Origin of the sequence: Hylemonella gracilis str. Niagara R (assembly GCF_000600295.1) — a bacterium.
GTDB classification, from domain to species: Bacteria; Pseudomonadota; Gammaproteobacteria; order Burkholderiales; family Burkholderiaceae_C; genus Hylemonella; species Hylemonella gracilis_A.
This window is the reverse complement of record NZ_JEMG01000001.1, coordinates 2,077,606-2,096,035: the sequence shown is the minus strand read 5'-3', so window position 1 is coordinate 2,096,035 and position 18,430 is coordinate 2,077,606. Positions and strand designations below refer to the sequence as shown.

The window sequence follows — 18,430 nt, the reverse complement described above, 5'->3', positions numbered from 1 at the left end:
CGCGCAGCGGGGAGCGTGGGGGTCCCGGTTCTCATCGTCGCCCACCAACCCACCTGGGGCCTGGACATCGGCGCGGTCGCCTACGTGCACGACCAGCTCGTCGCCGCCCGTGACGCGGGCGCGGCCGTGCTGCTGATCTCCGACGATCTGGACGAGGTACTGACCCTGGGCGACCGCGTGGCCGTGATGCACGCGGGCCGCCTGAGCGAGGCCCGGCCCACCGAAGACTGGACACGCGAGGCCATCGGCCTGGCCATGGCCGGCGTGACGCCGGAGAGCACCGCGACATGAGGCTGGAAAAACGCAACCAGGCCTCAGCCCTTGCCCTGGTGCTGGCCCCCGGCGCCGCCATCGCCTTCACCCTGGGGGTCAGCAGCCTGCTGGTGCTCTGGGCCGACGCGCCGGTGGCGCAGACCTTCGGCCTGCTGTTCAAGGGCGCGTTCGGTTCGGTCTTCGCATGGAGCGAGACCCTGACACGCGCGATCCCGCTGATCCTTACCGGCCTGTCCGTCACCGTCGCCTTCAAGGCACGGCTGTTCAACATCGGCGCCGAAGGCCAGCTCTATGCCGGCGCGCTGGCGGCGGTTGCCGTCGGCGGCCTGCACGGCGGCACGGGTTTTGATCTGTCACCGTGGTTGCTGTTTCCCCTGATGCTGCTCGCGGCGGCGCTGGCAGGCGCCCTGCTGCTGCTCGGCCCCGCGCTGCTGAAGAACCGGCTGGGCGTGGACGAGGTCGTCACCACCCTGCTGTTGAACTTCATCGTGCTGCTGGGCGTTTCGGCCCTGCTCGACGGCCCCATGAAAGACCCGCTGGCGCTGGGCTGGCCGCAGAGTGTCTCGCTGCAGGGCGAGCTGGAACTGGCCAAACTGATTCCTCAGACCCGCGCCCACACCGGCCTGCTGTTTGCTGCGGCCCTGGCCCTGCTGGTCTGGGTGTTCTTCAAGCACACCGCGCCGGGCTTCGACATCCGCGCCGTCGGCGCCAATTCGCGTGCCGCGGCCTTCGCGGGTGTGCGCGTCACGCGCACCGTGGTGTTGACCGCCCTGCTCTCGGGTGCGCTCGCGGGCCTGGCCGGCGCCATCGAGGTCGCGGGCCGCACCGGCTACGTCACGCTCGACATGTCGCCCGGCTACGGCTACAGCGGCATCGTGATCGCCATGCTGGCGGGCCTGCACCCGCTGGGCGTGCTGGCCGCCAGCCTGTTCGTCGCGGGCGTGCTGGTGGGCGCCGACAGCATGAGCCGCGCGATCGCCGTGCCCACCTACATCGCCGACGTGATGGTCGCGACCTCGCTGCTGGCCGTGCTGGTCGCGGCGCTCTTCGCGCAGTACCGAATCCGCTGGAAGATGTTGAGCGCCGCCGGGCCGTCCCAAGGCCTGCGAAACCCCACCCCGAGCAAAGCGCAGGACAAGCCTGCGAGTGGGGGCAGCGACCCACACGCAGTGGGGGAGCGTGGGGGCTGACAATGGACATTCTGGCCACCCCCGACTTCTGGAGCGCGGTGCTGCGCATCGGCACGCCGCTCATCCTCGGCACCCTGGGCGTGCTGCTGTGCGAACGCGCGGGCGTGCTCAACCTGGGCATCGAAGGCATCCTGGTCGCTGGCGCCTTCACAGGCTGGCTGGCCGTCTACCTGGGCGCATCACTCTGGACGGGCGTGCTCGTGGCGGCGCTGACGGGTGCGGTCTTCGGCCTGCTGCACGCCGCGCTCACCGTGGGGCTCGCGCTGTCGCAGCATGTCTCGGGCCTGGGCATCACCTTGCTGGCCACGGCCCTGAGCTATTTCGCTTACCGCGTGAGTTTTCCGCAGGTCAGCACGCCGCCCACGGTGACACCCTTCGGCCCCATGCAGGACTGGGCCCTGCTCGGGCAGATCCCCGTCCTGTCGACGCAGACGCCGCTGACCTTGCTGGCCCTGGTGCTCGTGCCCGTGCTGGCCTACCTGCTGTACCGCACGCCCCTGGGCCTGGCCCTGCGCATGTGCGGCGAGAACCCGCAGGCGGCCGAAGGCCAGGGTATCCCGGTCGTCGCAGTGCGCACGGGCGCCATCGTGGCGGGCTCGGCGCTGATGGGCGTGGCCGGCGCTTTCCTCACCCTGTCCGCCTTCAACGCCTTCTACTTCAACATGGTCAACGGCCGAGGCTGGATCTGCGTAGCCCTGGTCGTCTTCGCCTCGTGGAAACCCGGCAAGGCCCTGCTGGGCGCGCTGCTCTTCGCATTCTTCGATGCACTGCAACTGCGCCTGCAGCAATCAGGCGACGCCTGGCTGCCCTACCAGCTCTACCTGATGCTGCCCTACGCGCTGTCCATCCTCGCGCTGGTGCTGGTCGCGCGCAAGGCGGCCTATCCGCAGGCGTTGATGAAGCCCTACCGCAAGGGGGAACGATGATCCTTGCATCCATACGCACCGCGAAAAACCAAGTTCAGGCGCTCGCGGCACTCTTGTCTTGAACAAACCCGACGCCGCCCATGCTTGATCTACTCATCACCCATGCTTGCCTGCCCGACGGGCGCCAGAACATGTCCGTGGCCGTGCAGAACGGCAAGATCGTCGAGGTCCGGGAAGGCCTGAGCACAGACCAGGCGCCCGCGAAAGAAACGGTCGACGCCCAGGGTTGGCTGCTCTCGCCCCCCTTCGTGGACCCGCATTTCCACATGGATGCCACGCTGTCCTACGGTCTGCCCCGGGTCAACGCCAGCGGCACGCTGCTGGAGGGCATCGCCCTCTGGGGTGAACTCAAGCCGCTGTTGACCGGGGAAGCCCTGGTCGAACGGGCGCTGGCATATTGCGACTGGGCCGTGGCCCAAGGTCTGCTGGCCATCCGCAGCCATGTGGACACCAGCGACCCCAGCCTGCTGCCCGTGCACGCCATGCTCGAAGTCAAGAAACGGGTAGCGCCTTACCTCGACCTGCAGCTGGTCGCCTTCCCACAGGACGGCGTGCTGCGTATCCCCGGTGGTCTAGACAACCTCAAACGCGCGCTGGACCTGGGCGTGGAGGTGGTGGGTGGGATCCCGCATTTCGAACGCACCATGGTCGAGGGCGCGGCCAGCGTCAAGCTGCTATGCGAACTCGCCGCCGAGCGCGGCCTGCTGGTGGACATGCACTGCGACGAATCCGACGACCCATTGTCGCGCCACATCGAGACCCTGGCCTATGAGACCCAGCGCCTGGGCCTGCAAGGTCGTGTGAACGGCTCCCACCTGACCTCCATGCACAGCATGGACAACTACTACGTGAGCAAGTTGATTCCGTTGATCGCGCAAAGTGGCGTGAGCGCGGTGGCCAACCCGCTGATCAACATCACCCTGCAGGGTCGGCACGACACTTATCCCAAACGGCGCGGCATGACCCGCGTGCCCGAGCTGATGGCCGCAGGCGTGACCGTGGCCTTTGGTCACGACTGCGTCATGGACCCCTGGTATTCGCTGGGTAGCGCCGACATGCTGGACGTGGCTCACATGGGCCTGCATGTGGCGCAAATGACCAGTCAGGCGGGCATGCGCGCCTGCTACGAGGCCGTGACGACGAATGCGGCCAAGGTCATGCACCTGTCGGCTTACGGCCTGGCGCCGGGGTGCGACGCCAGTTTCCTGCTGCTGCAGGCCCGCGACGTGGTGGAAGCGATCCGCCTGCGCCCGACCCGCCTGGGCGTCTGGCGCCAGGGCCTGCTGCTGGCGCAAAGCCCGCAACAGCAGACCCGCCTGGGCCTGCCCGGGCGCGCACCACTCACACTGACCCCGGGGCTGCGCGCCTGAACCCGGGTCCAGGCCTGGACCACAAACAGCATCCACCATCACTGAGTTCTTTTGTCAATCAGTACTGGCGTGAAATATTCACGGTCCTGCGTGTTTGATCCAGCAACCATAGGATTTCCCTAACAAGGGGCAAAAGCCTCCCCCTGATGCAGGCAAAATCAGACAGCGCTGTCCATACAGGTCCATGCCTTGGGTGTGCGCTCTTCTTGTGTATGTTTTGCTCGCGGTGTTCCCATGTTCCCCTCGCCTGATCTGCTCACGCCCAGCTATGACCCTTGGGTCGTGGCGCTTTCTTACCTGATCGCGAGCTTCGCCTCCTACACCGCGCTGGACCTCGCGCGCCGCGTGCGCACCCCCCACCTGTCGGTGGCCCGTGGCTGGTGGCTCAGCGGCACCATCGTCATGGGCACCGGCATCTGGGCCATGCACTTCGTGGGCATGCTGGCCATGGACCTGCCCATCGACGTGGGCTACGACTACGGCATCACCAGCCTGTCCTGGCTGGCCGCCGTGGCCGCCTCGGGCGTGGCCTTGCACATCGCCAGCGATGCCGAACTCAACTGGGGACAGTTGGCGCGCGGCGCGCTGATCATGGGCGGCGGTATCTGCGCCATGCACTACCTGGGCATGCAGGCCTTGGTCATGGCACCGCCCATCCAATGGTCGATGCTCTGGGTGACCGTCTCCATCGTGATTGCCGTGGGCGCCTCGGCGGCGTCCCTGCTGATCTTCTTCGGCTTGCGCAAGCTGCAAGGCCGGCGCGCATTCCTGGGCCAGGTCGGAGCCGCGCTGCTGATGGGCGCCGCGATCTGCGGCATGCACTACAGCGGCATGGCGGCGGCCTCCTTCCCCCAGGGGTCGATCTGCCTGAGCGCGGATCAACTGGGCGGCGTGGGCCTGAGCGCGGTCATCGCCGCAGCCACCGGTGTGCTGCTGCTGCTCGCGACCCTCACCTCCATGATCGACGCGCACATGCAGACCCAGACCGCGCTGCTCGAAGCCTCGCTCAAGAGCAGCAACAACCGGTTGAAGGAGCAATCGCTGCGCGACGGGCTGACCGGTTTGCCCAATCGCCGCATGCTGGACGAGCGCCTGCGCCTCGCGGTCGAGCGCAGCGAACGCGACGGCCATGGTTTCGCCCTGCTCTTCGTCGACCTGGACGGCTTCAAGCCGGTCAACGATTCCTTCGGCCACCGCTTCGGCGATGACGTGCTGCGCGAGATGGCGCGCCGTCTGACCGCGCAGCTGCGCGCCATCGATGCCGTGGCACGGATCGGCGGCGACGAATTCGTCATCTTGCTGGATAACCAGGGCGACGCCGATGCCATCACGCGGGTCGCGCGCCGCATCATCGACGACGTGTCCGCCCCGGTGCGCGGCGGGGACGAAGGCAGCTCGCAGGAAGTACGTCTGTCTTGCTCCATCGGCATCGCCCGCTTCCCGCGTGACGGCGCGGCCGACCAGCTTCTGGTGCAGGCCGACGCGGCCATGCACGCGGCCAAGCGCGCCGGCGGCTCAGACTTCACCTTCTACGAGCCGCACATGAGCGCACGCGCCAAGGAACAGCTGGAGCTGCAGCGTGACCTGCGCCAGGCCCTGACGCGCGAGGGAGAACTGGAGCTGCACTACCAGCCCAAGGTCAGCGCGCGCGACGGCAGCCTGACGGGGGTCGAGGCACTGACGCGCTGGCGCCACCCTCAGCGCGGGCTGCTGGGGCCGGGCATTTTCATCCCGGTGGCCGAACGTTTTGGCCTGATCAACGCCCTGGGCGACTGGGTGATCGAGCAGGCCTGCATTCAGGCCGTGGCATGGCGGGAACAGGGTCAACCCTTGGCCGTGGCTGTCAACCTCTCCGTGCACCAGCTGCGCCAGGCCAATCTGGCGGAACGCACCCGCGAGCTGCTGAACAAGCATGGTTTGGACCCGGCCCTGCTGAGCTTCGAAGTCACCGAGTCCGTGGCCATGGAAGACACGGGCCACACTCTTCGTATCTTCGAGCAATTGGGTGAGATCGGCATCCAGCTGTCCATCGACGATTTCGGCACCGGCTATTCCAGCCTGTCCTACCTGCGCCAGTTGGACGCCGACCAGTTGAAGATCGACCAGAGCTTCGTGCGCGATCTGGAGCACAGCGCCGATGCCCGAGCCATCGTGCAAGCCGTGGTCAGCTTGGCCCACGCGTTGGGACTGACCGTGGTGGCCGAAGGCGTGGAAACCGAGGGCCAGCGCGACATCCTGGCCGGCCTGGGTTGCGACGAACTGCAGGGCTATTTCTACGCGCGCCCCATGCCTGTGACCACACTGACGGACTGGCTCTCGCGCCGGTCCGGGACCAGTTCTGGCCAGGCCGACACGCATTGAGCCGGCGACAGGTCGTCTCAAGACACGCGGAAATCCTGGCGCAATTCCTGTCGCAGCTTCTCCCCGACCTCGGGCCGGGCGGCAAAGGGGTCGGGCGGGTTCTGCTGGCCCACGATGGCCTCCATGCGCTGCTGCACGTTGCCCAGCGCCTGCGGGTGGCTGTAAATGTAGAAGGCGTTGTTGGCCACGGCCTCGAACACCTGGGCCGCGACTTGCGCCGCCGTCACCTTGCCCGAGCTGACCGCCTTGTCGTTCATGGCCTGGCCGATGCGCTGGCTGCGTGTGGCCCGACCCGCCGCCAGGTCCTGAGGGCGGTTGCGCTCGCTGCTGTTGATGCCCGTCGGCACGAAGTACGGGCAGAGCACCGAGGCGCCGACCTGGTCCGTGACCAGCGCCAGATCCTGGTACAGCGTTTCCGTCAGCGCCACCACGGCATGCTTGCTCACGTTGTAGACGCCCATGTTCGGCGGCGTCAGCAGGCCCGCCATGCTGGCCGTGTTGACGATGTGGCCGCGCCAGTTCGGGTCCCGGCCCGCAGCTTCCAGCATCATGGGCGTGAAGACACGCACGCCATGGATCACGCCCCAGAGGTTGACGCCCAGCACCCACTGCCAATCGGCCACGCTGTTTTCCCAGACCAGTCCGCCCGCGCCCACGCCCGCGTTGTTGAAGACGAAATGCGGCGCGCCCATGCGCTCCTGCACGGCTGCCCCCAAAGCCTCCATCTGCGCGGCATCGGACACGTCCACCTTGCGTGCCAGCACTTCGACGCCCTGGCCGCGCAGTTCTTCGACGGCTCGGTCCAGCGCATCCTGCTGCACATCGACCAGCACCAGCCTCATGCCGCGCTGCGCCGCGATGCGGGCACATTCCAGGCCAAAACCCGAACCGGCGCCGGTCAGCACGGCCACCTTGTCCTTGAAATCCGTCATCATGTCGTTGTCTCCTCGTTGTTGACCCGACAGATCATCCGACAGGCCGACTCGCTATGCAGTCACCTGTGTTTCCAGCAGCTTGACCAGCGTCCACAAGGCCCGGTTGACGGGCGTGGGCACGCCCAGGGCCGCGCCGCGACGCGCCACGTAGCCGTTGAGGTGGTCGATCTCGCTGGGCTTGCCGCGCATCAGGTCCTGGGCGGTCGATGAATACTGGCCTGGCATGGTCTCGGCGATGCGGCGCACGGCCAGGTCCGTGGCCTGCTTGCCCCCGGGAATCACCACGCCGTCCGCGGCCGCCACGGCCAGGCATTCGGCCACCAGGTCGGCCATCACGTCCTTCACACCGACACCTTGAACCATCACGCCATAAGGCCGGCGGGAGATGGCCGACAGCGCGTTGTAGGCGCAGTTCAGGATGAGCTTGGCCCAGAGCGCGCCGCGCACGTTGTCGTTGATCTCCACCGGGATGCCGGCGGCGATCAAGACAGGTGCAATCGCCCGGGCGGCAGGTTCGATCACCAGTTCCCCGCGCCCATGGTGTTTCACATGGCCGGGGCCGGCCATCTCGGTGGCCACGTAGACCACGGCGGCGGCGACGCTGTGGTCCGGCAGCACCGCACGCAGGCGCTCGGCGTTGTCCACGCCGTTCTGCAGGCAGAGCAGCAAGGCACCGGGTTTCAGGTGCGGACGGATCAAGGCGCCCGCTTCCTCGGTCGCGCCGGACTTGACGCTGAACAGCACCAGGTCAGCACCGGCGACGGCGGCAGGCTCGCTGCTGGCGCTCAGGCGCACCTGCTCGTCAAAGCCCTGGGTCTCCAGGCGCAGGCCCGCGCGTTCAATGGCTGCCACATGCGCCGGCCGCGCGATCAATGTCACCGCGTGACCGGCCCCGGGAACCGCTCGCGCCAGCATGCCCCCGTAATAACAACCTACGGCACCCGCGCCCATCACCGCCACCTTCATGCGCTCACTCCCTTCATGCGACCCGTCATGCCGCTCATGCCTCTTGCCTTGCCCCCACCACCTGGTGCGCCAGCGCCTGCAGCACCGGCCCCACGGACTGTTCGACTTTCAACGCCAGCAGATCGTCGGCCCGTGTGCGGCCCAGGTTGAGCGCCGCCACGGGCTGGCCCGCGGCCACCGCCGCCTGCACGAAACGCAGACCCGAATACACCATCAGCGAAGAGCCCACCACCAGCATGGCGTCGGATCGTGCCAGCGCCTCGAAGGCGGCCAACACGCGCTCGCGCGGCGCGTTCTCGCCGAAGAAGACCACGTCGGGTTTGACGATGCTGACCCGGCCTTCGGCCGCGCAGTACGGACACGGCGGCACCACCACGGTGCCGAAATCCACGCCCTCCAGGTCGGCGTCGCCGTCGGGCGCGGCCGGGGCATGCAGCGCCACCCAGTCCGGGTTGGCCTGGCGCAAGGTCTGCTGCCATTCGGCGCGTGGCCAGCGGCGCGCGCAGGCCATGCAGCACACGGTGTCGATGCGGCCATGCAGATCGATCACCTTCTGACTGCCCGCGGCCTGGTGCAGACCATCGACGTTCTGGGTCAGCAGCAGCTCGATGCGGCCCGCTGCCTCCAGCGCCTGCAAGGCCTGATGGGCCGGGCCCGGTCGGGCCTCGCCGATCGTGCGCCAGCCAATCAGGCTGCGTGCCCAGTAACGCTGGCGCGTCCTGTGCTCGCCCATGAAGGCCTGGAAGGTCACAGGCGGTGGGCGTTTCCATTCGCCCTTGGCGTCCCGGTAATCCGGTATGCCGCTGTCCGTGCTGACGCCCGCGCCGGTCAGCACGAAAAGGCGCGGATGGCGTTCGACGAAGGCACGCAGGGCTTCGATGTCAGTCATGAGCTTGCCCAAATCAGTGCGCGGCAGCCGCGGAGCTGACTTTGCCAGGCCGCTGGCTGCGCCCCTCCGCGCAGCAGGAGGGGGTGGCGAAGCGAACGAAGGGCGCGAAGCCTGGGGTGGTTACTCATGCTTCCGGGGCGATCTGCTCGGCATAGGCGTACAGCGACTCCAGGATCGCCTCGCCGCGCGCGTCGCCTTGTTCGGTCGCGTCCTGTCCCAGGCGGTCGAGTTCGGCAAACAAGGTATCCAGGTTGCGCGCGCCGCCCTCGCCGTCCACCAGGCGCGCCACGCGATGGGCCAACCAGCGCGCTTGCTCCTCGCCGTTCAGCGTGTCCGGAAAGTTGCGAGCGCGGTAGCGGAACAGGATGTCGCCCAGACGCGCGTCGTCGAAACCGGCGCGGCTGGTGGCCAGCTCCTGGGGCGAGAGCGCGCGCAGGCGGGCCAGGCGACGCCGGTCCTCGTTGCCAACGAAACCACCGTAGAGGTCCTCGTCCACGTCGGGTGTGCCGGCTTCGGCGGGACGCTGGAAGACCTGAGGCCAGATGGCGCTCATGTCCGGCAGTTCACGCGCGACGGCAGCGTTGCGCAACGCGGCCTCAATGTCGATGCCCCAGCGCTCGGCCAGTTCGGGCCGCAAGGTCTTGAGATTGCTGACCACCATGGGCGACTTGTTGAGGTGCACGCTCTTGATCGGCAAGCGGCTGACGCCTTCTGGCAAGTCATCCGTGCGGGTGTAGAGGCGCAGTCGGATCTCCTCAGCGCTCAGGCCGGGCAGCTCGCGCGGATCGGCGCTCAAGTCCCAGGCGATCAGTTCGTTCTTGTTCGTGGGATGCGTGGCCAGCGGCCACATCAGGGCCAGGCAACCGCGTTCGGCCGGGAACATGCCGGACACATGGAGAAAGGGCCGGGCCTGGGTCTGGGAGGTGGGCAGGCCCAACTCGGCCGCCACGGCGTCCTTTTTGCGCAGGGCCAGGGCGAAGTCGAACAGTCGCGGTTGTCTGTCCTTGATCAGTCGCGCCAGAGCGATGGTGGCGCGCACGTCGCTCAGGGCATCGTGCGCGGCCTCGTGGGCGAGGCCATTGGCGGCGGTCAAGTGCTCCAACTTGAAGCTGGCTTTACCCTTCATCTCGCCGTCGCGGTGCAGCGGCCATTCGATGCCCTCGGGCCGCAGCGCGCGGCACAGGCGCACCACGTCCAGCAGGTCCCAGCGGCTGCAGTCGTTCTGCCATTCGCGGGCGTAGGGGTCGATGAGGTTGCGCCAGAACAGGAAACGCGTCACTTCGTCGTCGAAGCGGATGGTGTTGTAGCCCACGCCGATGGTGCCGGGCTGGGCAAGCTCCTGTTCGATGCGGGCGGCAAACTCATGCTCCGGCACGCCCTGCTCAAGACAGGTCTGAGGTGTGATGCCGGTCAGCAGGCAGGCACCGGGGTCGGGCAGGTAGTCGTCTGCCGGCCGGCAGTAGAGCATGACGGGTTCGCCGATTTCGTTCAGGTCGGCATCGGTGCGGATGCCGGCGAATTGGGCAGGCCGGTCACGGCGGGTGTTGACGCCGAAGGTTTCGTAGTCGTGCCAGAAGAAGGTCAGAGCCATTCGTGGATTATCGCCAGCGCCACTGGTGTGCGACGATTATGCGGGTACGTTCCCGGGCACGCAGGCTCGCTGGCTGGGACGAACCTTCCTCATACGATTTTGCTGAACGCAAAATCCAAATCGTCGGGTCCGCCCCAGCCAGCGCCCCTGCTGAAACTGGCGCTTTTGACGCTCCAAGAGGTTCATCTTGCCGGCAAGGCGCGTCGCAAGATCGCGTCGAAATCGACGCCATTGCCCAGGCTGCCGTAGGTCTGGCCCCAGGCACCGCCCAGGCGGGATTCGCAGAAGGCGCTGCAGACGAAACCGGGCGCACTTTGCGCGAGCAAGGCCGCCTGCACGGCCAGGGCCACGTCCTGCGCCAGTCGGCGTGCTTCGACTTCGCTGCCCATGACTTCCACGCGCAGGGGCAAGCTGCGCGCCATGCGGTCGAGTGCGGCGTGTTGGCCCAGGGCGGGTTTCAACTCCTGCGCCAGGGCACTGGCGGCGTCAGCCTTGCGCAGGCCGCGCAACAGGTCCAGCGCCATGATGTTGCCCGCGCCTTCCCAGATGGAATTGACCGGCATCTCGCGGTAGATGCGCGCCAGCACACCCTCGCCGCCCTCCTCCACATAGCCGTTGCCACCCAGGCATTCCATGGCTTCCTGCGCGAAACCCGCGCCGCGCTTACAGATCCAGAACTTGGCCACGGGCGTAAGCAATCGGGCCATGGCTTTTTCATGCGGATCGTCGAGCTGGTCAAAGGTACGCGCCAGTCGCAAGGCCAGCGCGGTGGCGGCCTCGCTTTCCAGCGCCAGGTCGGCCAGCACGTTTTTCATCAGGGGCTGCTCGATCAGTGTCTTGCCGAAGGCCAGACGCTGGCGCGTGTGATGGATGGCCTGGGTCAGCGCCTGTCGCATCAGGCCGCTGCTGCCCAGGGCGCAGTCGAGCCGGGTCATGGTGCCCATTTCCAGGATCTGCGGCACGCCCCGCCCCTCCTCGCCCACCAACCAGGCCAGCGCGCCTTCAAATTCCACCTCGGAACTCGCATTGGCCTTGTTGCCCAGTTTGTCCTTGAGGCGCTGGATGCGCAGCGCGTTGTGCTGCCCCTGGGTTGTGCTGCCGGACAAGGCCTCGGGCAGCACGCGCGGCAGGAAGAAGCAGGACAGTCCATTGGCCGTCTGCGCCAGCACGAGGAAGGCATCGCTCATGGGTGCGGAGAAAAACCATTTGTGGCCGGTCAGGCGGTAACGCGCGCCCCAGGCATCGTGCCCGTCGGGCTCGGCGCGTGTGGTGTTGGCCCGCACGTCGCTGCCGCCCTGTTTTTCCGTCATGCCCATGCCCATGGTCAAACCGGCCTTGTGCTTGTACAGCGTGAGCGCCGGGTCGTAGGCCCGTGCGCCCAGGCCCGTTGACCATTCCTGGTGGATGGCCGCATTGGCGCGCAGCGCAGGCGTGACCGCATAGGTCATGGAGATCGGGCAGAGCATGGAGGGCTCCAGCTCGGTGAAGAGCATGAAGCCCGCGGCACGCTGGACATGTGGTGAGGTCGTCGACTTCGAGGCCTGCTCCAGCCAGGGCGTGCCGTGCAAACCCGCTTTCATGGCCGCCACCATCAGAATGTGGTAACTCGGGTGGAACTCCACCTCGTCGATGCGGTAGCCCTGGCGGTCGTGCGTGCGCAGCTGTGGGCCATGCGCGTTGGCCAAGCGCGCGTGCACCTGCATGGTGGCACTGCCCGCCAGTTGCCCCAGCGCCTCCAGGGGCCGCAGGTCCAGCGCGGGCGCATGGACCTTCAGTGCGTCGCGCATCGCCAGATTGCCCTCGAAGAGGTTCACATCCACCAGCGGTGCGGGCTGGTTGAACACGTCATGGGTCTGGTGCATGGCGGTCTCCTTGGGGACTGGCCGCACGAGCGGCGGCAAAGGGACTATATGAGCTTCACGAGCTGCTTGCCGAAGTTCCTGCCCTTCAACATGCCCAGGAAGGCCTCGGGTGCGGCGGCCAGGCCCTGCGCCACGGTCTCGCGCGGGCGCAGCTTTCCGCTGGCGACCAGCGTGACCAGTTCCTTGAGGGCCTCAGGCCAAACCTCCATGTGCTCGCTGACGATGAAGCCTTCGAGACGGATGCGCTGGGTCAGCAGCAGTTGCGGATACGTCAGCGGGATCGGTGCGCCGTCATAGCCAGCGATCACGCCGCAGAGGGCGATGCGCCCATGCGCGTTCATGCGCGAGAGCACGGCGTCCAGCACCATCCCGCCCACGTTCTCGAAATGGCCGTGGATGCCATCCGGGCAGGCGGCCTTGAGCGCCTTGGACAGCGAGCCCGCGTCGGCGTGCTGCTTGTAGTCGATGCAGGCGTCGAAACCCAGGTCGTTGACCACGTAGTCGCATTTCTCCTTGCCGCCCGCGATGCCCACCACACGACAACCGCGCGCTTTCGCCAGCGCGCCATAAGCACTGCCCACCGCGCCGCTGGCCGCGCTGACGGTCACGGTCTGTCCTGGCTTGGGTTCGATGATCTTGACCAGCCCATACCAGGCCGTCACGCCCGGCATGCCAGCCGCACCCAGGTACTGCGACAGGGGCACCTGGCCCGGCCCGTCCCCGGCCTGCACCTTGCTCAAGGTGCCGGGTTGCGCGGCATCGACCACGGCGTAGTCCTGCCAGCCGCCCATGCCCACCACCTTGTCACCGGGCACGAACTTCGGGTGCCGGCTTTCGACCACCTCGCCCACCGTGCCGCCGATCATCACCTCGCCCAGGGGCTGCGGCGTGGCGTAGCTCTTGGCGTCGCTCATGCGCCCGCGCATGTAAGGGTCGAGGCTGAGGTAGTGGTGGCGCACCAGCACCTGGCCATCCTGCAAGGGCGGTGTCTCCGTGCTCACGAGCTTGAAATTGGCTGCCGTGGCTTCGCCCGCGGGGCGGCTGGCGAGCAGGATCTGTTGATTGCGGGGCATGTCTGTCTCCTTGTTGTGGTGCCCGCTGCATGCGGGTTCAGTCGGTTGAAATCTGCTCGTTGAGTTTCTTCAAACCCGGTGGCAGGCGTTTGACGTACTTGAACGTCCCCGTGGCATGGGCGCAGGCTTGCCCTTCGCCGTCATAAACCGTGCCTTCGGTGAAGGCCATGGTGGTGCTGCGGTGCATGAGGCGGCCTTTGGCCCTCAGTGGCCCCTGTTCGGGCTTGGACGGCCGCATGAAGCTGGTCTTCATCTCTATGGTGACCACGCCCATTTCCTTGTCCACGCTGCGCGCGGCGCTGGCCATGGTCACGTCCAGCAGGGTCATCAGCGCGCCGCCATGCGCAACGGCGAAGGAATTCAGGTGCTCGGGCCGGGGCGCGAACACGAGTTCGGACTGTCCGTCCTCGAACTTCACGAGTTCGAAACCCAGGTGGTTGACGAAGGGGATTTCTGCGCCGAAGGGAATACTCATGGTGTAGATACTTGGCTCAATGATTTCGGGAGCGCGGGGTTTGGGGAACCCGACGATGTCGATTTGCACAACAAATCATATGAGGAGTGGTCCCCAAGCCACGCGCGCCCGAAATCATCCTGCACACGCAGCATTCAAACCACGGCACTTACGCCGCCATCCACCGCCAGCCACTGCCCCGTGATGTGCTTGCCCGCCGCCGAAGCGTAGAGCAACGCCAGGCCCTTCAAATCCTCATCGTCGCCGAGACGGCGCAGCGGCGCGTGCGCCGCCATCTTGTCCTCGCCCAGCTTCTCGATCAGGGCCGTCGCCATCTTGGTCTTGAAAAAACCCGGGCAGATCGCGTTCACCGTGATGCCATGCACGCCCCACTCCGCCGCCAGCGCGCGCGTGAAATTGATCACCGCGCCCTTGGACGTGTTGTAGGCGATGGTCTTCATCTCGACCGGGTTGCCGCCCAGGCCCGCGATCGAGGCCACGTTGATGATGCGGCCCTGCTTGCGCGGAATCATGCCGTGCTTGGCGATCGCCTGGCTCAGCAAAAAATAGCCACGGACGTTGAGGTTCATCACCTTGTCCCAGGCGGCAGTCGGGTGATCTTCCGCCGGGGCGCCCCAGCTCGCACCGGCGTTGTTGACCAGGACGTCCACATGGCCCAGGCGCTGCAGCGCCTCCTGCGCCAGGCGCTGGATGTCCGCCTCCTGCGCGCAGTCGGCCGCGACCCAGCGCGCGTCGATGCCGGCGGATTGCAGTTCCTGCACGGCCTCCTCCAGCTCATCCGCCTTGCGGGCGCTGAGCAGGACCTTGGCGCCCGCCTCGCCCAGGGCATGGGCGATCTGCAGGCCCAGGCCGCGCGAGCCGCCGGTGATGAGGGCCGTCTGGCCTTGAAGGTCGAACAGTTGCTGTACGGTGCGGGTCATGCTTGTCTCCTCGTTGTTGTCATGCCGGCCGTCGGGCCGGGCCTACTTCATCACGGAACGCAGCCAGATCAGGCCCACGCCCGTGGCGGCGACCAGACCGCCGCCGACTTGAAATATGTTGGCCAGGTCCGCCGTGTCCGGCCCCTGGCGTTGAAAGACGAAACCCAGCACCACGGCCAGCAGGCCGCCGTACAGGCAGATCCAGGCGCCTTTTTCGACCCGGGTCTTTTGGCGTTCGTTGCTCATCACATTGCTCCTGAGTAGAGGTCAAACCGCATGCGCGGATTAAAGCGGAAAGCGCGTTGCCGCGCAGCCGCCTCCCTCAGAAAGCGGCCTCCGGCATGGTGGCGCAAGTCAGGTCACGCGCCGCGACCACCTGCAGCCAGGGCTTGATTTTCGTCAACTCGTAGTGGAAAAAATAGCGGGTGGCATGCAGCACGCCCGCGCGGCGGTCCGGCGCAATTGTCGTGTCGGCGCGCGCGCCGCAGCAGGCCAGGTCCAGCCACATCCAGGCCAGCACGACATGGCCAAAGGCCTGCAGATAAGGCACGGCGTTGGCCAGGGCCTCGGTCGGATTTTCGGTGGCCCAGGCGGCCTTGGTGGCGGCGCCAATCTGCTGCAGGGCCTCGGCCAGTGCGTTCGCGTGCTCGGCCAGATCGGGCTGCTGGATCGCGCGCTCGATGGTGGCGTTCATGCGCGCGGCCAGCAAGGTCAGGCCGCGCCCGCCTTCCATGCGCACCTTGCGCCCCAGCAGGTCCAGGGCCTGCACGCCATGCGTGCCCTCGTGGATCATGTTCAGGCGCTGGTCGCGCCAGTACTGTTCCACCGGAAAATCGCGCGTGTAGCCGTAACCGCCATGGACCTGGATGGCCAGGGAATTCGCTTCCAGGCACCACTCGCTGGGCCAGCTCTTGGCGATGGGCGTCAGCACCTCCAGCAGCAGGCGCGCCTCATCCACGGCCTCGGGCGTGCCGGTACGCTGCTCGTCAACCAGGCGGGCGCAGTAGAGCTGCAAGGCCAGGGAACCTTCGCAATAGGCTTTCTGCGCGAGCAGCATGCGTTTGACATCGGCGTGTTCGATGATGCGGACTTGCGGCGCTGCGGCGTCTTTTCCCGTGCCCATTATCGGCCGCCCCTGCGGCCGGTTCTTGGCGTACTCCAAGGCAGCCTGATAACCCGCCATGCCCAGCATGGTTGCGGCCATGCCGATGCCGATGCGCGCCTCGTTCATCATGTGGAACATGCAGCGCAGGCCTTCACCGGGCTGGCCGACGAGGTACCCCACGGCACCCGGGGCGCCGTTCACAGGGAATTTGCCTTCGCCGAAATTGAGCAGCGTGTTGGTCGTGCCGCGCCAGCCGCATTTGTGGTTCAGCCCGGCCAGCGCCACGTCATTGCGTTGCCCTGTCAATGCGCCGTCGGCATTCACGAGCTTCTTGGGCACGATGAAGAGTGAAATGCCCTTCACGCCCGGCACCAGCTTGCCGTCCGGGCCCGGGATCTTGGCGAGCACGAGGTGGACGATGTTCTCGGTCAGCTCATGCTCGCCGGCCGAGATCCACATCTTGTTGCCGCGCAGGCGGTAGCGCGGTCCCAACGGGTCTTGCGCATAGCCATCGCCGTCGGGCACGGCCTTGGTCGCGATGTCGGACAACGAGGAGCCGGCCTGCGGCTCGGACAGGCACATGGTGCCGGACCACTGGCCCGAAAACTCCTTGAGCGCGAACACTTCTTTCTGCTTCGGGGTTCCATGCACCATCAGCAGGTTGGCGTTGCCCACCGTGAGCAGGCCGGAGCCCATGCTGATGGAGGCCAGGCCGAAGAAGCTGTTGGCGGCGGCTTCGACCAGGTAAGGCAGTTGCATGCCGCCGATGTCGTAATCCTGCGCGGCACTGAGCATGCCGGACTCGGCGTAGGCGCGCTGCGCCTCGTGCGTGGCCTGGGGCAGCACGACGCGCAGGCTGCCGTCGGCTTCGGTGACGGTGCGAGGCTCTTCAGTGTCGATCAGGCGGTTGAAGGGCGCGTATTTTTCGCGCGCGATGCGCTCGCAGGTGTCGAGCACGGCGTCGAAGGTTTCGCGGCTGTGCTCGGCGTAGCGCGGGCGTTGCGTCAGCGTTTCGGCGTGCAGCCAGTCATGCAAGAGGAATTCCAGCGTTTGACGGTAGCTCATGTCTCTCTCGTTGTCATGCGGGGTGTTACTGCATCGCCGGTGAAGCCAGGTGCCAAGTCACGACTGCTTTAAGTCCGAGCCATCTCATCGCCCGAGGAGGCGGGGCAAAGCCTGCGCTCATGTCCCCCGAAGCGGCTGCGCCGCTTCTCCTCCTTTACTTCGCTCCGACTTCGCCCCGCCTCCTCGGGCTCCACCAGCAGATCGGCACGCAATACCTCTGCATGCCCATGCCCTCGTCAACCTCAAAAGTCAGAGGACTTCAAACACCCCAGCCGCACCCATGCCACCCCCTATGCACATGGTCACCAGCACCTTCTTCGCGCCTCGGCGCTTGCCTTCGATCAGCGCGTGGCCGGTCAGGCGCTGGCCAGAGACGCCGTAGGGATGCCCCACCGCAATGGCGCCGCCGTTGACGTTCAGGCGATCCGCCGGAATGCCCAGCTTGTCGCGGCAGTAGATCACCTGCACGGCAAAGGCTTCGTTCAATTCCCAGAGATCGATGTCGCTCACCTTGAGGCCCAGGCGCTTGAGCACCTTGGGCACGGCGAATACGGGGCCGATGCCCATTTCGTCCGGCTCGCAGCCCGCGACCGCGAAGCCAAGGAAGCGGCCCAACGGTTTTAGGCCCTTGCGGCTGGCATAGTCCTCATGGACGAGCACGCAGGCGCCCGCGCCGTCTGAAAACTGGCTGGCATTGCCAGCCGCGATCACACCGCCGGGTATGGCGGGCTTGATGCCGCTGATGCCGTCTTTGGTGGTGCCGGGACGGATGCCTTCGTCCTGGCTCACGGTGACCTGCTTGCTGATCATGCCCAGCGTCTTGTCGGCCACGCCGGCCGTGACCGTGATGGGCACGATTTCGTCGCTGAACTTGCCGGCCGCCAGCGCGGCTTCGGCCTTTTGCTGACTGGCGGCGCCGTACTCGTCCATGGCGTCGCGGCCGATGTTGTACCGCTTGGCCACCTGCTCGGCCGTCTGCAGCATGTTCCAGTAGATCTCGGGCTTCTTGGCTTTCAGAACCGGATCGTGCAGCATGTGGACGTTGGCCTCGTTCTGCACGCAGGAAATGCTTTCCACGCCGCCCGCGACGTACACATCACCCTCGCCCGCGATGATGCGCTGCGCGGCCATGGCGATGGTCTGCAGGCCGCTGGAGCAGAAGCGGTTAACCGTAACACCCGACACCGAAACGGGCAGGCCTGCAGCCAGGGCGATCTGGCGCGCGATGTTGGAGCCGGTCGCGCCCTCGGGCGTGGCGCAACCCATCAGCACGTCCTCGACCTCGGCGCCCTCGATGCCGGCGCGCGCGATGGCGTGCTGGACTGCGTGTCCGCCCAGGGTCGCACCGTGGGTCATGTTGAAGGAACCGCGCCAGCTCTTGGCGAGCGGGGTGCGGGCGGTGGAAACGATGACAGCCTTGCTCATAACA

The 18,430-nt window shown here is 66.8% G+C and carries 15 protein-coding genes and 1 pseudogene; 5 read left to right on the top strand and 11 right to left on the bottom strand.

The features are described 5' to 3' along the window. From AZ34_RS09715 to AZ34_RS09695, 5 genes and pseudogenes are all read left to right on the top strand, one after another. Positions 1-291, top strand: a pseudogene (locus tag AZ34_RS09715) (ABC transporter ATP-binding protein); the annotation flags it as partial. Further along, on the top strand, positions 288-1,463 hold the full coding sequence (locus tag AZ34_RS09710) for an ABC transporter permease (RefSeq protein WP_231495502.1): 1,176 nt from the start codon (positions 288-290) through the stop codon (positions 1,461-1,463). The pseudogene AZ34_RS09715 and the gene AZ34_RS09710, both read left to right, overlap by 4 nt. A 2-nt stretch (positions 1,464-1,465) precedes the next feature. Further along, positions 1,466-2,389 carry an ABC transporter permease gene (locus AZ34_RS09705; protein ID WP_197026522.1) on the top strand — a complete coding sequence of 308 codons (924 nt, stop codon included), beginning with the start codon at positions 1,466-1,468 and terminating at the stop codon, positions 2,387-2,389. A gap of 80 nt (positions 2,390-2,469) precedes the next feature. After that, positions 2,470-3,759 (top strand): amidohydrolase family protein, encoded by a 1,290-nt coding sequence (locus tag AZ34_RS09700; protein ID WP_035607535.1) that lies wholly within the window; start codon positions 2,470-2,472, stop codon positions 3,757-3,759. 234 nt (positions 3,760-3,993) lie between these two features. Then, positions 3,994-6,120, top strand: coding sequence for a putative bifunctional diguanylate cyclase/phosphodiesterase (locus AZ34_RS09695; RefSeq protein ID WP_051509661.1), 2,127 nt, complete (start codon positions 3,994-3,996; stop codon positions 6,118-6,120). 17 nt (positions 6,121-6,137) lie between these two features. On the opposite strand, the gene AZ34_RS09690 is transcribed toward AZ34_RS09695, so the two are convergent. The 11 genes from AZ34_RS09690 to AZ34_RS09640 all read right to left on the bottom strand — a co-directional run bounded on the left by AZ34_RS09690 (position 6,138) and on the right by AZ34_RS09640 (position 18,426). Beyond that, positions 6,138-7,055, bottom strand: coding sequence for an SDR family oxidoreductase (locus tag AZ34_RS09690; RefSeq protein ID WP_035607532.1), 918 nt, complete (start codon positions 7,053-7,055; stop codon positions 6,138-6,140). Positions 7,056-7,106: 51 nt separating this feature from the next. Further along, positions 7,107-8,021, bottom strand: a complete 915-nt coding sequence (locus AZ34_RS09685) for a ketopantoate reductase family protein (RefSeq protein WP_035607530.1) — start codon at positions 8,019-8,021, stop codon at positions 7,107-7,109. 34 nt (positions 8,022-8,055) lie between these two features. After that, the gene (locus AZ34_RS09680; RefSeq protein ID WP_035611366.1) at positions 8,056-8,910 is read right to left on the bottom strand and encodes an NAD-dependent protein deacetylase; all 855 of its coding nucleotides are present in this window, start codon (positions 8,908-8,910) and stop codon (positions 8,056-8,058) included. Positions 8,911-9,034: 124 nt separating this feature from the next. Beyond that, positions 9,035-10,501 (bottom strand): exodeoxyribonuclease I, encoded by a 1,467-nt coding sequence (gene sbcB / locus AZ34_RS09675; RefSeq protein ID WP_035607527.1) that lies wholly within the window; start codon positions 10,499-10,501, stop codon positions 9,035-9,037. 182 nt (positions 10,502-10,683) lie between these two features. After that, positions 10,684-12,363, bottom strand: a complete 1,680-nt coding sequence (locus AZ34_RS09670) for an isovaleryl-CoA dehydrogenase (protein WP_035607524.1) — start codon at positions 12,361-12,363, stop codon at positions 10,684-10,686. A gap of 44 nt (positions 12,364-12,407) precedes the next feature. Next, positions 12,408-13,436, bottom strand: coding sequence for an NADP-dependent oxidoreductase (locus AZ34_RS09665; RefSeq protein ID WP_035607519.1), 1,029 nt, complete (start codon positions 13,434-13,436; stop codon positions 12,408-12,410). 37 nt (positions 13,437-13,473) lie between these two features. Further along, a complete protein-coding gene (locus AZ34_RS09660) occupies positions 13,474-13,911 on the bottom strand; it encodes a PaaI family thioesterase (protein ID WP_035611364.1) in 438 nt (145 codons plus the stop codon). A gap of 134 nt (positions 13,912-14,045) precedes the next feature. Further along, on the bottom strand, positions 14,046-14,831 hold the full coding sequence (locus AZ34_RS09655) for an SDR family oxidoreductase (RefSeq protein ID WP_035607516.1): 786 nt from the start codon (positions 14,829-14,831) through the stop codon (positions 14,046-14,048). Between the two features lie 42 nt (positions 14,832-14,873). Next, positions 14,874-15,077: a hypothetical protein gene (locus AZ34_RS09650; RefSeq protein ID WP_035607513.1), complete on the bottom strand. Its 204-nt coding sequence runs from the start codon at positions 15,075-15,077 to the stop codon at positions 14,874-14,876. 76 nt (positions 15,078-15,153) lie between these two features. Continuing rightward, positions 15,154-17,001: an acyl-CoA dehydrogenase gene (locus AZ34_RS09645; RefSeq protein WP_035607511.1), complete on the bottom strand. Its 1,848-nt coding sequence runs from the start codon at positions 16,999-17,001 to the stop codon at positions 15,154-15,156. A gap of 249 nt (positions 17,002-17,250) precedes the next feature. Then, positions 17,251-18,426, bottom strand: a complete 1,176-nt coding sequence (locus AZ34_RS09640; RefSeq protein ID WP_035607506.1) for an acetyl-CoA C-acyltransferase — start codon at positions 18,424-18,426, stop codon at positions 17,251-17,253. Positions 18,427-18,430: the final 4 nt, after the last annotated feature.